Annotated in this window: 19 protein-coding genes; 8 read left to right on the top strand and 11 right to left on the bottom strand. The window is 54.8% G+C overall.

The window, feature by feature from the left end; all coding sequences use genetic code 11:
• Nucleotides 1-117: 117 nt before the first annotated feature.
• Nucleotides 118-1083 carry an HNH endonuclease signature motif containing protein gene (locus MC269_RS07420; protein WP_239954691.1) on the bottom strand — a complete coding sequence of 322 codons (966 nt, stop codon included), beginning with the start codon at nt 1081-1083 and terminating at the stop codon, nt 118-120.
• A gap of 163 nt (nt 1084-1246) precedes the next feature.
• Nucleotides 1247-2530, bottom strand: a complete 1284-nt coding sequence (locus tag MC269_RS07415; protein ID WP_239954690.1) for a FliC/FljB family flagellin — start codon at nt 2528-2530, stop codon at nt 1247-1249.
• A gap of 338 nt (nt 2531-2868) precedes the next feature.
• On the opposite strand from MC269_RS07415, the gene fliD reads away from it, so the two are divergent.
• The 4 genes from fliD (at nt 2869) to amyA (ending at nt 6666) form a co-directional block, all read left to right on the top strand.
• Complete coding sequence (gene fliD, locus MC269_RS07410; RefSeq protein ID WP_239954689.1) at nt 2869-4296, top strand: flagellar filament capping protein FliD; 1428 nt, start codon at nt 2869-2871, stop codon at nt 4294-4296.
• 9 nt (nt 4297-4305) lie between these two features.
• Nucleotides 4306-4716: a flagellar export chaperone FliS gene (fliS, locus tag MC269_RS07405; RefSeq protein WP_081139107.1), complete on the top strand. Its 411-nt coding sequence runs from the start codon at nt 4306-4308 to the stop codon at nt 4714-4716.
• Nucleotides 4716-5084 (top strand): flagella biosynthesis regulatory protein FliT, encoded by a 369-nt coding sequence (gene fliT / locus MC269_RS07400; RefSeq protein ID WP_081139104.1) that lies wholly within the window; start codon nt 4716-4718, stop codon nt 5082-5084. The genes fliS and fliT overlap by 1 nt, the downstream gene beginning before the upstream one ends.
• Before the next feature lie 100 nt (nt 5085-5184).
• Nucleotides 5185-6666, top strand: a complete 1482-nt coding sequence (gene amyA / locus MC269_RS07395) for an alpha-amylase (RefSeq protein ID WP_239954688.1) — start codon at nt 5185-5187, stop codon at nt 6664-6666.
• A gap of 48 nt (nt 6667-6714) precedes the next feature.
• Here amyA and yedD read toward each other — a convergent pair whose 3' ends face one another.
• Nucleotides 6715-7191: a lipoprotein YedD gene (gene yedD, locus MC269_RS07390; protein WP_239954687.1), complete on the bottom strand. Its 477-nt coding sequence runs from the start codon at nt 7189-7191 to the stop codon at nt 6715-6717.
• 195 nt (nt 7192-7386) lie between these two features.
• Here yedD and MC269_RS07385 point away from each other — a divergent pair, with 195 nt between their 5' ends.
• Nucleotides 7387-7710: a DUF6388 family protein gene (locus tag MC269_RS07385; RefSeq protein WP_239954686.1), complete on the top strand. Its 324-nt coding sequence runs from the start codon at nt 7387-7389 to the stop codon at nt 7708-7710.
• Between the two features lie 342 nt (nt 7711-8052).
• Nucleotides 8053-8292: a DinI-like family protein gene (locus tag MC269_RS07380; RefSeq protein ID WP_081139092.1), complete on the top strand. Its 240-nt coding sequence runs from the start codon at nt 8053-8055 to the stop codon at nt 8290-8292.
• A 27-nt stretch (nt 8293-8319) separates the two neighbouring features.
• Here the strand turns inward: MC269_RS07380 and MC269_RS07375 are convergent, their stop codons facing one another.
• Entirely contained in the window at nt 8320-8586 is a 267-nt protein-coding gene (locus MC269_RS07375) for a hypothetical protein (protein WP_033749795.1), read from the bottom strand.
• Nucleotides 8587-8760: 174 nt separating this feature from the next.
• On the opposite strand from MC269_RS07375, the gene MC269_RS07370 reads away from it, so the two are divergent.
• Complete coding sequence (locus tag MC269_RS07370; RefSeq protein ID WP_239954685.1) at nt 8761-9120, top strand: TonB family protein; 360 nt, start codon at nt 8761-8763, stop codon at nt 9118-9120.
• A gap of 49 nt (nt 9121-9169) precedes the next feature.
• Here MC269_RS07370 and MC269_RS07365 read toward each other — a convergent pair whose 3' ends face one another.
• The 3 genes from MC269_RS07365 to MC269_RS07355 form a co-directional block, all read right to left on the bottom strand.
• Entirely contained in the window at nt 9170-10114 is a 945-nt protein-coding gene (locus tag MC269_RS07365) for a hypothetical protein (protein WP_239954684.1), read from the bottom strand.
• Nucleotides 10115-10198: 84 nt separating this feature from the next.
• Nucleotides 10199-10474, bottom strand: coding sequence for a hypothetical protein (locus MC269_RS07360; protein ID WP_239954683.1), 276 nt, complete (start codon nt 10472-10474; stop codon nt 10199-10201).
• Between the two features lie 31 nt (nt 10475-10505).
• Entirely contained in the window at nt 10506-10895 is a 390-nt protein-coding gene (locus MC269_RS07355) for a hypothetical protein (protein ID WP_239954681.1), read from the bottom strand.
• 140 nt (nt 10896-11035) lie between these two features.
• Here MC269_RS07355 and MC269_RS07350 point away from each other — a divergent pair, with 140 nt between their 5' ends.
• Nucleotides 11036-11665: a helix-turn-helix domain-containing protein gene (locus MC269_RS07350; RefSeq protein ID WP_239954679.1), complete on the top strand. Its 630-nt coding sequence runs from the start codon at nt 11036-11038 to the stop codon at nt 11663-11665.
• Between the two features lie 297 nt (nt 11666-11962).
• On the opposite strand, the gene MC269_RS07345 is transcribed toward MC269_RS07350, so the two are convergent.
• The 4 genes from MC269_RS07345 to MC269_RS07330 all read right to left on the bottom strand — a co-directional run bounded on the left by MC269_RS07345 (nt 11963) and on the right by MC269_RS07330 (nt 14548).
• Nucleotides 11963-12127 carry a hypothetical protein gene (locus tag MC269_RS07345; protein ID WP_239954678.1) on the bottom strand — a complete coding sequence of 55 codons (165 nt, stop codon included), beginning with the start codon at nt 12125-12127 and terminating at the stop codon, nt 11963-11965.
• Between the two features lie 483 nt (nt 12128-12610).
• Complete coding sequence (gene zinT, locus MC269_RS07340; RefSeq protein ID WP_239954676.1) at nt 12611-13258, bottom strand: metal-binding protein ZinT; 648 nt, start codon at nt 13256-13258, stop codon at nt 12611-12613.
• 117 nt (nt 13259-13375) lie between these two features.
• Entirely contained in the window at nt 13376-13699 is a 324-nt protein-coding gene (locus MC269_RS07335; protein WP_239954675.1) for a hypothetical protein, read from the bottom strand.
• A 462-nt stretch (nt 13700-14161) separates the two neighbouring features.
• The gene (locus tag MC269_RS07330) at nt 14162-14548 is read right to left on the bottom strand and encodes a hypothetical protein (RefSeq protein WP_239954674.1); all 387 of its coding nucleotides are present in this window, start codon (nt 14546-14548) and stop codon (nt 14162-14164) included.
• Between the last annotated feature and the right edge of the window lie 78 nt (nt 14549-14626).

The raw sequence follows: 14626 nt of genomic DNA, 5'->3' as shown, positions 1-14626 counted from the left end.
ATCGGCAGGATTATCCAATTCTGTAGGGGGATTGATTGGGGGAATAGGCGGGCAAAAGCGAGGTTATTTCATTTTTGTTATGTCAGGGAGCGGATTGTTCCGCTCCCTGCGCGTCGTTTAGGCTGATACGCGCAGCCGCTGCCGCGTGGCGGGCGGCACCTGGTCCCAAAGTGCGCATACCTGCCCCTCAAGCGCCTGATAATAAGGGCTTATGCTTTGCCGGGTTTCGGCGTCGGGATGAAAGCGGATCTGGCCAGATTCACCATCGATGCTTATCAGTTTATTGATAAACAGGCGCTGCAGGTCGCTGCGCAGAAAGAGGCCGTTGTCGGCGCTGTTGTCGACAAGGGATCCCTCTTCGTTCTCCCGCGTGTCGATATGGCACGCCTCAACCCAGGGCCAGCTGTGGCGATCGGTCAGGCGCGTGCCGGTCATCACGCAGCCGCCGTAGCGCGCTTTGACCGCCGCCAAAAACTCCGCCTGGCTGGCGCGCTGAAAGACCCGCGTCTTCACGCGGCGCCCCACCTCCGTGCCCGCCATCACCGCCGTCGGCGCCTTATGCAGCGGCGTGCTCAGCACCACCATAAACTGGATACGACGCGAGAGCGGGAAACAGGGATGCGACTGGGGGTCAAAGAGCTGCCAGTAAGCGTCATCTTCATCCTCGCGCATCAGCACCAGCTGATAGCCGCGGCTGGCGAGCAGGTTCTGCGCGGTGGCGGAGTGGGGATCTATCATGGCGTAGACCCGGCTGTCGCCCATCACCTGCCAGAGCGCGTCGCGCGACGCCTCGCTGCGGCGAAAATAGGCAAAGGGCTGCTGCGATTTCAGGTAGTGCTCAAAGCGACGCAGATAGTTTTTGCGCTCGTTGTCGTCGGAGATAAACAGCAGATCTTCCAGCGAGCTGTTGCTCTCTTCGCTGGCGAAGACCGCGCGAATGCGCAGCGTGCGATAGCTGGTGGACGGGCTCAGCAACCCGCGTACGGTGAGCGCCTTCTCCTCGGGATGCTGCTGCGCGTAACGCAGCGCGATCTCGTCGAAGGTTAAATGCTCGCCGGGTAACAAGTCATAATTGAAGCGCATGGACACTCCAGAAAAAGAAAATCGGACAAAATTCAGGGATGTTCTGTAAGAGGTTATCGGCAGAATAGCGAGGTTCTGTAACCGTTGGCCGCTGAATCACGGTTTTTCAGGCATAAAAAAACCCCGCCGAAGCGAGGTTTTTAACAAGGTCACCAGAGGGCGATTAGCCCTGCAGCAGAGACAGAACCTGCTGCGGAACCTGGTTAGCTTTCGCCAACACGGAGTTACCGGCCTGCTGGATGATCTGTGCTTTAGACATGTTTGAAACTTCGGTCGCGTAGTCAGCATCCTGAATACGAGACTGTGCTTCAGACAGGTTGGTGGTGGTGTTGTTCAGGTTGGTGATAGCAGAGTCCAGACGGTTCTGCACCGCACCCAGGCTAGAACGGAAGGTATCGACTGACGCGATAGCCTTGTCCAGCAGAGCCAGCGGGTCAGAGGTCGCTGAACCTGAATGGATGTTTGCGTTAGCGGTGTCAGCGATGTCGCCGATGTTGCTTGCTACGCCAGTTGTACCGCCCGCGCTGCCGTTGACAATCGCGCCAGCAGCGGTGTTGTAGTCTTTGCCCTGAACGGTGACATAACCCTGCGCCGCGCCAGTTGAATCCGCACCGACTTTAACGTATTGAGCAGACATGGTACCAGCGGTAACGCCGTTAGCTGTGTCGGTGTAAGAAACGTCGGTGGTGTTCAGCGTTACAGCGCCAGTGGCATCATCAACAGAGACTGCATAGTTGTCGCTGCCTGAAGAAACAACGTAGGTACCGGTCGCTGCACCAGCTGAAGTCTGAACGTTTTTCAGAGAGAGTGAGCTTGCGTCAACTTTCAGCGCAGTGGCAACAGATGACAGGTCCACATCTTTCAGCGCGCCGCTCGCACCAACCTGAGTAATGGCATCGCTGGTTTTCAGTGCGTTTTTAGACACGCTGAAGCCGCTCAGACCCAGAGTTGAAGAGTCGATTTTTTTCAGGTCGATGTCGATGGTCTGGCCATCGTTCGCGCCAACCTGAATAGACATTTTGCCGTCTTTTGCCAGCACGTTCACGCCGTTGAACTGAGTCTGACCAGAAACGCGGTCGATCTCGTCCAGACGTGATTTGATTTCGTCTTGGATTGAAGACAGGTCAGAATCGGAGTTGGTGCCGTTCTGCGCCTGTACGGTCAGTTCACGTACACGCTGCAGGTTGTTGTTGATTTCTGACAGCGCGCCTTCAGTGGTCTGCGCGGCAGAGATACCGTCGTTGGCGTTACGCGCAGCCTGAGTGAGGCCGTTGATGTTAGAGGTGAAACGGTTGGCAATCGCCTGACCAGCAGCGTCATCTTTCGCGCTGTTGATACGCAGACCTGATGACAGACGCTCGATAGAGGTAGACAGAGCGGACTGGTTCTTGTTGATGTTGTTCTGAGTGATCAGCGAGAGGCTGTTGGTATTAATGACTTGGGCCATGATAAATATTCCTGTTAATCAAGTCTTTCGGTTAAGGTGTGGGCTTCAACCCGCCGGCTTCAGCGCCGTCAAAGTTGTTATCGTCTGCCCTTAAATAACCTTTAGAATTTTTTTAGTACCAGGTGAAAATTTTTTCCTTCAACCTGTCACGCTTATCTTTATCGCCCTCGCCCCTGACTTCTTTAGAACTAAATCACCCCTTTTCTAGCCGTAGAAATACCCTTCTCTATATACGCTATTCGCTTTATCGCACAGCCATCAATAACTTTAAACTTTCCCTATTCGCCGCCGATAACCCCGGTATTCACTCTCCGTGTCGACATGATAAGGAAACAAGCATGGCAAGTATCTCTACCCTGGGTATCGGTTCAGGCCTGGACTTAAGCAGCATTCTCGACAGCATGCAGACGGCAGAAAAAGCCGCCCTGACGCCGATCTCTAATCAGCAGACTTCTTATACCGCCAAGCTGAGCGCCTACGCGACGCTGAAAAGCGCGCTGACCACCTTTCAGACGGCGAACACCACGCTGAATAATGCGGACCTCTTTACGGCGACCACCGCGACCAGCAGCTCCAGCGCCTTTAGCGCCACCACCTCCGGCAGCACCGTGGCGGGCAAATACACCATTAGCGTGTCGCAGCTGGCGCAGGCGCAGACGCTGACCTCCGCGGTGCAGAGCAGCAACACCACCGCGCTGGGCGACAACTCGGCCAGCAGCCGCACCTTGAGCATCGCGCTAGCGGACGGGTCGAGCAAAGATATCACCCTGACCAGCGACCAGACCTCACTGACCGGGATGCGCGACGCCATTAACGGCGCCAGCGCGAGCGTAACCGCCAGCATTATCAAGGTCTCGGACGGCAGCTATCGCCTCTCCGTTACCTCGAACGAAACCGGATCGGACAACGCCGTCAGCAGCATTAAGGTCACCGGCGACGATACGCTGCAGTCCATCGTCGGCTACGACGCCAGCGCCACCAGCAACGCGATGACCGAAAGCGTCACGGCGCAGAACGCAAAGCTGACCGTTAACAATATCGCTATCGAAAACAGCAGCAACACCATCAGCGACGCGCTGGAAGGCATTACGCTGAATCTGAGCGACACCACCACCGGCAACCAGACGCTGACTATCGCGACCGACACGTCGAAAGCGAACAGCGCCATCTCCAGCTGGGTGACCGCCTATAACACCCTGCAGGACACCTTCTCCAGCCTGACGAAATACACCGCCGTCGACGTTGGCGCGGACGCGCAGGATTCCAGCAACGGCGCGCTGCTGGGCGACAGTACGCTGCGTACCATTCAGAGTCAGCTGAAGAGCCTGCTGACCAACGCCGCCAGCTCGTCGACCTTTAAAACCCTGGCGCAGATTGGCGTCACCACTGATCCGACCACCGGCGAGCTGGAGCTTGACTCCGACAAGCTGAGCAGCAGCCTGACGTCGGATATGGCAGGCGTGAAAGAGATGATTATCGGCGACGGTAAAACCACCGGTGTCGCCACCACCGTCGCCAGCAACCTGACCAGCTGGCTCTCCAGCACCGGTATCGTGCAGTCGGCCACCGACGGCGTCAGTAAAACGCTGAACGAGCTGACCGATCAGTACAACAAGGTGAACGATCGTATTACCGATACCATTGCGCGGCTGAAAACCCAGTTTACCCAGCTCGACGTTTTAATGAGTTCGCTTAACCAGACCAGCAGCTACCTGACGCAGCAGTTCGAATCGTCAAGCAGCTCAAGCTCCAGCAGCTCGTCATAAGGAGTCAGTATGTACAGCGCAAACGGCACCCAGGCCTATGCAAAAATCGGCGTTGAAAGCGCCGTCATGAGCGCCAGTCAGCAACAGCTGGTGAATATGTTGTTCGACGGCGCGCTGAGCGCGCTGGTGCGCGCCCGTCTGTTTTTGCAGGACGGCAATATTGAGGGAAAAGGCCTTTCCCTCTCCAAAGCCATTAACATTATTGAAAACGGGCTTAAGCAGGGCCTGAATGAAGAGAGCGACGACGATCTCACCACCAACCTGCTTTCCCTGTACGCCTATATGGTGCGGCGGCTTCTGCAGGCGAATTTACGCAATGACGTGGAGGCCATTGTCGAGGTCGAAGCGCTGCTGCGTAATATCGCTGACGCATGGAAAGAAGTTGCCCAGCCTCAACCACTGATTCAGGACGCCGTTTAATGATACTTGCACCGCATCTGATTACCATTTACCAACAGCTACTCGATCTCAGCCAGCAGATGCTGCGTTTTGCGGCCGAGGGCGAATGGGATGATTTGATCAAAAAGGAAGTTGATTACGTCAGCGCGGTGCAACGGCTGGCGCGATCGACCGAAGCCGCCTCGCCTTCCGTGCAGGCGCAGGAGCAGCTGCGACCGGTGCTGCGCCATATTCTGGATAATGAGAGCGAAGTGAAGCGCCTGCTGCAGGAGCGCATGAACGAGCTGTCGACGCTGGTGAATCAGAACACGCGCCAGAAATCGGTGATGAGCGCCTATGGCAAACAGGGCAGCGTAATGGTGCCGATGGAGAATCAGCCGCTCTCCTGATCCTGACACGCACCGTGCGCAACAAAATAGTTGTTCTGCCGGTGCGTCTTTTTTTTATCGTGCTCCATACTTGCTTTTCCTTCCCGCTGGAGCGCAGCAGATGCACAACCCGACGTTACTGCAATTTTTCCACTGGTATTACCCGGATGGCGGCAAACTCTGGCCCGAAGTGGCGGAGAAAGCCGCCTGGCTAGGCGAGATCGGCATCACCATGGCGTGGCTGCCGCCTGCCTACAAAGGCGAATCGGGCGGCTACTCTGTTGGCTATGACAGCTACGATCTTTTTGACCTGGGCGAGTTCGATCAGAAAGGCAGCGTCGCCACCAAATATGGCGACAAACAGCAGCTGCTGGCCGCGGTGGACGCCCTGCGTACCCACCAGCTCGGCGTGCTGATGGATGTGGTGGTGAACCACAAAATGGGCGCGGATGAGAAAGAGCGCGTGCGCGTCAACCGCGTCAATCCCGACAACCGCGATGAAATCAGCGATGAGGTTATTGAGTGCGAGGCCTGGACACGCTTTAGCTTCCCGGCGCGCGCCGGCGAACACTCCCGATTCATCTGGGACTACAAATGCTTTAGCGGCGTCGATCATATTGAAAACCCCGATGAGAACGGCGTATTCAAGATTGTGAATGACTACACCGCCGACGGCTGGAACGATCAGGTCGACAGCGAGCTGGGCAACTTCGACTATCTGATGGGCGCCAATATCGACTTCCGCAACAATGCGGTGCGCGAAGAGCTGAAATACTGGGCGCGCTGGATGATGCAGCAGCTGCCCTGCACCGGTTTTCGTCTCGACGCGGTCAAGCATATTCCCGCCTGGTTCTACAAAGAGTGGATTGAGCATGTCCAGGCCGTCGCCGAGGAGCCGCTGTTTATCGTCGCCGAATACTGGTCGTTCGAAACCGATAAGCTGCTGGAGTATATCCAGCAGGTCGACGGCAAAACGCTGCTGTTCGACGCGCCGCTGCATCTGAACTTTCATCAGGCGTCGAACCAGGGCAGCGACTACGATCTCAGTCAGATCTTCGCCAACTCGCTGGTGGAGGCCGATCCCTGGCATGCGGTGACGATTGTCGCCAACCATGACACCCAGCCGCTGCAGTCGCTGGAGGCGCCGGTGGAAGCCTGGTTCAAACCGCTCGCCTATGCGCTGATCCTGCTGCGCGAACAGGGCGTGCCGACGGTGTTCTATCCCGATCTGTTCGGCGCCAGCTATGAAGATGAGGGCGGCGACGGCGACAGCCATCGGGTAGAGATGCCGGCGATTGCCGAACTGGAGGCGCTGATCCGCGCGCGCCAGATCTACGCCTGGGGCGCACAGACCGACTATTTCGATCATCCCAACTGCGTGGCGTTCAGCCGCAGCGGCACCGCCGAACAGCCGGGCTGCATCGTCATTATGTCGAACGGCGACGAAGGCGAGAAACAGGTGGCGATGGGGGAAAGTTTTGCGGGTAAAAGGTGGCGCGACTATTTAGGTCATCGCGACGATATTCTGACGGCGGACGAGCATGGCACGGTGGTGGCGCGCTGCAACGGCGGCAGCGTCAGCGTCTGGGTGCTAACGGAGTAATTGAACGCGCCTTATTCCATCGCGCTGGCGGAATAAGGCGCTAATAGCTTACTGCTTCGCGTCGTTCGCCTGGGTGATGGCGGACTTGAGGATTTCCGGTTCGATATTCTGGATCACTGCCGCTTTAGGCTGCTTCGCTACCTCTGCCAGCGCCTGCTGGCACTCTACTGTCGGGCGGTCCACCTTACGCAGCGTCAGGCCGTCATAATGGAGTTCGCTTCCCTCCAGCTCCAGCGGCATTACGCGCGACTGACGATTGACGTTAACGTAATCGCCGCTCAGCAGCGTCAGCTTGCCCGGCTTGGCGATCACGCGCATCCACTGGCGACAATCAAGCGTGCTGCCGTCGGCGTTAACAATCAGCGTTCCCATCGCCTCACCGCTGCGTAATCCGCTTTGCGGCCCCACCGTCTGCCAGTTGCCCTGCAGGCTGGCGGGCGCCGGCGTCTGCACCGCGTCCTGATAGCTGTTGATTTGCGCACAACCGGCCAGCGCCAGCGCCGCCGTCAGCATCCACTTTTTCATCGTTAATCCCTGAGATCGCTTCAATGGCGGCTAAGTTATAATTTTTCGCCTGCCTTTCGCAAGCGATCTGCGCCCTGCTTCGTCCTGCACGGCGACTTTTTTTACGCCGCACGCGCCGCGAACGGCGTCCTGACAAGGCCTGGCCGCTGAGTTACACTGGCGCGACGCACCATAATGAATTTTTCAGGATACCCGATGAAAACGCCAGAAGCCTATTACGCGCAGGCGCGCGAGATGTTTTTTACCGCTCACGCCGATTTTAAGGCCGCGCTTGATGAACTGACCGAGAGCGACGCGCGCCACGCCAATATGTCGCTGCGCCAGCTGCGCGAGTGGCACGCCGAACGCATCTACGCCGCCTTTCTGCGTCAGAAGAACCTCGACGGCATGATCTTCTCGATCCAGCTCGCCGAGCCGGACAAAGCGGTTGCCGCCGAAACCATTGAAAATTATCTGAAATCCCATGCGGAATCGCTGGGAATGAGCTGGGAAGAGTTCTGCATCAAAAACGAACTCTAACTCCTCACGGGCAGCAACACCTCCAACCAGTCAAATAGTTCAGGAATAAATTGTACAAGTTGATCAAACTTGTATAAGTTTACTGCACGACTTCGGTCGTGATTGTCCTTGAACGAATGGTGCGCTTGCACCGCCTCTGGAGGTGTTGCTGGATTTCCACCTCCAGAGGTTCTATTTTTTCCTGCTGCCGTCTCTCTTTTATTCCCCCTCTGCCTGCATCACCTGCTGCCAGTTTGCGTGTTACGCCGAAAAAAAGCGTTTTGACGCGCCTGAGAGGCTTGTCACTGGTTGGATTTACAGTATGATGTGCCAGCGAATTTCTTCCCTGTATGGAATACCAGTATGTTTGTGGAATTGATTTACGATAGGCGTAACGTCGCCGGCCTGCCGGGCGCGCGCGAGATGATTTTGCGGGAGCTGGAAAAGCGCGTGCAGCGCGTCTTTCCGGATCTTGAGGTGCGCGTTAAGCCGATGGAGCGAAACGCAATCGAAACCGATATGAGTAAAAACGACAAAGCCACGCTGGCGCGCATCATTGAAGAGATGTTTGAAGAAGCGGAAATGTGGCTGGTGGCCGACTAAGCGCGACGGCCACCGGAGAGGGCAGGATTACTTCTCCTGCTCGCTGTGGTTAATGGCGATTTCGATATCCTGGATCGCGGCGTCCAGGTCGTCCAGCAGCGTGCCCTGTTTGTTAAGCAGCGCGTCAATGCGTCCGGCAAACTCGGGATCTTTATATTCGCCGGCGTCAAACGCGAGCCAGTGGCTGGAGAGCGTCTCGGTATTGGTTTGCGCGTAGTGGCGCATCTCTTTCAGCTGCGAGGTAACATCGCGCAGGTAGTCAGTTTTGCTTTTCGTTTCCACTGAATCACTCATGCTATTTCTCCTTTTGCCTTTTTAACCAATAAATATCTCGCGTGAATGATTAAAGGTAGTGGAATATAACGAAGCCGCCTTAAGAATATTCGGAAGTGACGTGACCCGACGCTCGCAGGTAAAAATGAGAAAGGTTATCATTCCTGCTTATCGCAATTTTAACAGGACGTTAAAATGAAAATTCCTCTACTGCTTATCGCTTCGCTGTTGCTCTCCGCCTGCGCCTCTTCGCCGCCTGACGCCGCTAATATCCCTAAACAGATTAAAAGGGTGCGGCCGCCCTATCCCTATTACGCCTTAAGCCATCATATTGAGGGTTACGTCCGCTTCGCTTTTGACGTCGATGCGGAGGGCAAAGTCAGCGAAATGCGCATCCTGCAGTCAGAGCCGCGCGGCCTGTTCGAGCCCTATGTGATCGCTGCTGTCAGCCAGTGGCGCTATGAGAAGCATAAGCCGGTAAAGGATTTGCAGATGACGATTCGCTTTCGGCTCCAGCAGGATGCCGACCCGGCTAAAAGCTCTCTGATATTCTAAAAAAACAGGGGACGCGTTGTCCCCTTTTACGCTCTTGCTCTTTGGTTCATTACAGATATTTACGCGCCAGTTCAAACAACTCTTTTCTGGCGGCCGTGCCCAGATGCTCTATTCCCTGCTGCACGAAATCAAACGCGGCGCCGAAATCTTTTACCCCCGCGCTGAATTCGCTTTGCTCCCCTTCGCCACTCGCCTGAGTAGACGCCGCAGCGTTGCTGCTTGCTGGCTCCGCGGCAGCCGTCGACTGTGGCGCGGCGTCGGTAACAGCCGGCGTGCTCGCCTGCCCGGCAGCGGCATCCGCCACGGGTGCCTGCGCCTGGGGCTGTGGGCTAGCGGCGGCGTCCGCTGCTGCGCTTTGATCTGCGGGCTGCACGGCGGCAGCGTCAGGTGCGACGCCTTGATCCGCAGGCTGCGCGGCAGCGGCGTCCGGTGCGACGCTCTGATCTGCAGGCTGCGCGGCGGCAGCGTCCGGTGCGACGCTCTGATCTGCAGGCTGCGCGGCGGCAGCGTCCGGTGCGACGCTCTGATCTGCAGGCTGCGCGGCGGCAGCGTCAGGTGCGGCGCTCTGATCCGCGGGCTGCGCGCCAGTGGCGTCCGGTGCGACGCTCTGATCTGCAGGCTGCGCGGCGGCAGCGTCCGGTGCGGCGCTCTGATCTGCAGGCTGCGCGGCGGCAGCGTCAGGTGCGGCGCTCTGATCCGCAGGCTGAGCGGCAGTGGCGTCAGATGCGGCGCTTTGATCCGCAGGCTGCGCAGCGGCGGCGTCCGTTGCGGCGCTCTGATCGGCCGACGGCGCTGGGGTGTGCTGCGCCGTTGCACCAGGCGCCACATGGGTTTCTCCCGGCGTCTCCTCTGAAGTGGCGGGCGCCACTGTCGAAGGCGAGGATAAGCGCTGCAGCTGCGGATCGGTCGGCACGTTGCTGTCCGGAACGGCAAACTGCGGCAGATCGGCGTCACTGTTTGGTGCGGTTGCGTTAATGATGCTGTTATCAGTCATGGCAGACTCCTTCGTGTTGATAAACGATCGGAGGGCGTGGAAGCCTTCCCCAATCAGGTTAAAAATTCGCATGCGGTTCTCCTGTTACGGCTTCACAGTGGATTCATCCTGGATCACGACTCGCTTGACCTTATCCGCCGTCTGGTCGGCAGTCTGGTCGGGCAGCGCGTCCAGCTTGTGCTGCAGCACGGTGACCTGCTTCGACAGCTGATCCACTTTGAATTCGCGTCGGGCAGCCGACTCGCGGGATTCGCGCCGAATTTCCTCCACGCGTCGGTTAGCGGTGCTGCTGACATATAAAAAGAGAATGGTCATCACAACGCACAGCATCGACATGCCCAGCATCAGCACGCCTAGCATTAATTTGCGCTTGTGGAGCCGTGGTCTTATTTCACTGTGTATCTCGGCCATCGCTACGCTCCTCTAAGGTGGAAATCAGCCTGTCGATTTCATTACGGAACTTGCTGTTTTGATCGGCATCAGTCATCACCACCAGAATGCCGAGCGCGTTTTTAATCAAACGCAGATCGGTCTCCAGGGTAGATATCCGCCGCAGGTTCGTGTCGTGACGTATACGCAAATCATCATTCTCCTGACGGAGCAGCATATTGCTCTCCTTCAGCAGCAGGACTTGCTCCTTATAGCTGGTTATAATTTCACCACCGGCACGGTTACTGGTGACAATAGAGGCGATGCCTGCAATGAGCGGCTTCCAGAAAAGCGCAGCCGCTCCGCCCCCAAGTACTAACGCGCCAACACTGGTAATCAGACTACTTTCCATGCCTCACCTCTGTGCCTCGACGGGTAATGGCTGCTGACGTCAGGCGTAAAACGCAAAGCGCCTCCCTCGCCGCAACTTAAGATTGCTTAAATTAACAGCTTAAGTATACTTAAGTCTGGCTCACAGGAGATGTCAAGACGATGGAAAAAGAAACAACAGGTGAACGTATCCGCTTCCGCCGTAAGGCACTGAATTTGACGCAGAAAGCAGTAGCGGAAAAAATTTCGGTTTCTCATGTGGCGATATCACAGTGGGAAAAAGAGGAGACGCTGCCGCGTGGAGAAAATCTGTTGCGGCTGGCAGAGGCACTGGGCTGCGCGCCTGCGTGGCTGGTTGACGGCGACGGACCGGTCTTTACTGTACAAACGCAGACGCAAAGCGGCCTGCCGGTGCTGGAGAGAGAGCAGGTTTCTCTCTGGCTGTCAGAGGCTAACCAGGTCGAGATCCATCGGCGTGTGCAGTCGGATCGCGACTACTCCGGCGCCAGCTTTGCGTTAGTGCTGTGGGACAGCGCGCTGTCGCCGCAATGTCTGCGCGGCGATCTGCTGATTATCGATCCAGAGGTAGCGCCGCAGCCGGGCGATCTGGTGCTGGCGCTATGCGAAGAGCGGGATATGGTGGCGCGCAAATATCGGGCGCGCAGCCATGACAGTTTTGAACTGGTGCCGTTAAACGAGGATTTTCCGCCGCTCTCTTCAACGGAGCAGTCGCTGGTTCTGTTAGGGACGCTAATGGAGTGGCGCCGTTATCGCGATGGGGTAACGTCCTAAAAAAAGGATAATTCCCGCTGCGCTCGAACTTTTGTTATTAAGTAGCGTCCTAACAGGCATGTGGATTAATCCATGTAACGATTTTTACCCGCCGCGAGCGGGTTTTTTTTGCCTATAAGAATTTCCTTTGACGCGCCCGTGACTCTTTCATTCCTTTCTGATGAGGCTGGTGAGAATATAACCAGGCGCTATGCGCATACCCTTTACGTAATGGTAACGAGAGTTCTGCTATATGGATTTGCCCGCCTCGCGCGGGCAATTTTTTTGCTGCAAGCCGCCCGTAGACGGCTTGCTATTTCAGATGGCGGGATCGTTATCTTCGGGATAGTCCGTCTCGTCGGACACCTCATCATCCTCTTCCGGGAATTCACTTTCTTCATCATCTTCGCCGGGGATATCTTCTATGCTGCCAGGAACCTGACCATCGTCGGGAAGGGGTTCCACATCGGGACGTTCTGACATACGCACCTCCAGTTACCCGTATTGGGTGATTAAAGTTTAGTGCTGTGACTATTCAGGCCAGCGGTTAAATGCAGGAAACGTGAACGAAACGTGAAACAAAAAACATAGTCGTACTACCGCTTGGCTTATGCGCGCAGAGATGCTCCTTTCAGCTGCATGATGCAAGCCCGCTGCAGGCATTAATTTCGGCCTTTTCATTGACGGATTGTTTTATAGCTTCTTGAATAAAGGAAGGCGTTATTGATGAGGAAAGGGAAGTGACTGAACTATTACATATCATCTCGGTTAGCGCGATCGTTGCTGGCATCTATCTTATTGAATAAAAATATAGTTTATCAATGTTAATATATATTTAAGCGACTAACTGCCATAAATTTTGCCATTTTCTTTTTAGAGAATAAGTTAGCCTGTTGCTCTCAGGGGAAATATTTTTTTTAAAGAGGTAAATCAGACGGGCCGTTAATATTCCCGCCTGAGCCATTGTCAATGGTGCAGCATCTCGTCAACAACCTGCTGCTGCGTTAACTGCCAGGGATAATAGGTTGGCCAATTATCCATTTCCTGCAGCAGCGCCTGCTGGGAGGTGTTGCCAAAGAAAACATGGAAATGACTCGATTTGCGCGGCGCGATGATATGGTCGCTAAACTGAACATACTTCGGTGCCTTGCTGCTGGCGTCTGAACACTCAAACAGATAGCGCACGCCTTTTTTACCAGACGCGTAGGTGAGGATTTTATGGCCCGCATAGCGGTAATGACAGCCTGCTACGCTGTCGCCGCGATGAAACTCAATCACGCCATTTTCAATACCCAGACGTTCAATATCAGTCGCATAGCCTTTGCGATAATAGGCTTTGATCTGTTCTGCCGTCTTGTCTCCCGCTTTGGCCGCCTTCTTTTCAAATACCGGATCGAGTTTCCCCTTCGCTAACAGCGGATAGACCGATTCCCAGATGCCCTCCCAGTCCGCCAGCGTGCGATCTTTGACATCCTTATTATCAAATTCCCCTTCGGCCGCTTTTTGCTCCACCTCGGTCAATGCCGGACCATGCGCATGATGGCCATGCGCCATTGTCTGCCCGCTTACCGCCAGCATAACCAGTGCCAGCAATGTCTTTTTTTTCGCCAACATCTTACCCTCCCTTTGTGAAAGAGTGCAAAATGTTATGATATAACATTTCATATAGCAAGGCGCTTGTTTTACTTACTGAATAGCTTCACTCGCCAGATACCTGTTGACCAGTAAGCCTTAACCTCGCGAGGCCGCGCATTTCACATCACGCAGCGCTTCCAGTTCGGAGAGACGCGATTTCGCTTTTTCGCTGGCGGTGCGGCGCGCAATACCATTTCCAATACCCAGATCGCCCATAAAGCCCATCACCGTGCGATAGTCAAAGCTGCTGGTCTGTTTAATCTCCTGCTGGATACCGTGGGTTTTGGCAATCTCCTGCTGGAGCGCGGTGCAGTTCAGTGAGACAGCCTCTTCGTCCGTTACCGCCGGTGCCTGAGGGTACTGCTTGGTGGCGCATGCAGAGAGCGTCAGCGCGGCCAGGATTAACCATAGTTTGTTCATTGGAGTGTCTGCTTTGGGGTGCCTGAGGTGAAGGGGTAGCGTCAGGTTATGTGAGGCCAGGGTTTACCGGAAGTTTACTGCGGGAGGGTTTTAGTCAATTGGGGGAATATGGGGGGTTTTGTTATTATATGCCAGCTAAAGCTAGCGTACTGCGTTGATAGCTGACTCTATAAAATTGAACTTTTATTTCATTGTTGGGAAATAAGGCTTTTATTATTAATAGCTTACTCTTTACATTTTCAATCAAATTTCTTCGTTCTTTTGAGCAAGAAATAACTAGCCTGACAGCTTTATGTTCTTCCTTATGGAGGCTGCTACTTTATAGCTCAAGTATCCATTTACGCCCCTTACTTGACTAGCACCTATTTTATATCGTCAATTGCACGCGATACGAGCGACCTCAGCCTAAAGCATTAGCTTTTCACTGCATTAATAAAACCGCCTACAGGCGGCTTAGTAAAATCACTGATACTTAAGTTTAGATAGACTGCTATTAAATTTCTTCATTCCATCAGCTTCACGTAAATGCTTGCGATCCTTACTAATCACCGCAGTATGATTGCACTCAATGTTCGCATAGTTCACCATTGCCTGTAAGATATGAAGTACATTTTCAATCCCCCATGCACCATCGAAATCTGCATGTGCCCTTATGAGTTTCCCACTGACGATAGAGGGGCTGTAAAGTGAGAAAACAATAGGTTTATAGGTAGTCAGATATTTGAAGAAAGCCCTTTCCCACCCCGAGCTAACCTGTTGATTTAACTCAAAATAAAAAACACCAGAGCTACCGTTAACTTCACACAGGCTTTGATTTACACCAGTTATTTTTGGTTTAGAACTGTTCATGCACCATCCCCAAGAGGCATCCATGTTCATCAGAGTTATACAAGAATAGTCTTAAATATTTACTGATTTCCAGCAGAT

Origin of the sequence: Pantoea sp. Z09 (assembly GCF_022394795.1) — a bacterium.
GTDB classification, from domain to species: Bacteria; Pseudomonadota; Gammaproteobacteria; order Enterobacterales; family Enterobacteriaceae; genus Pantoea; species Pantoea latae.
This window is presented reverse-complemented; position numbering and strand designations above follow the sequence as displayed.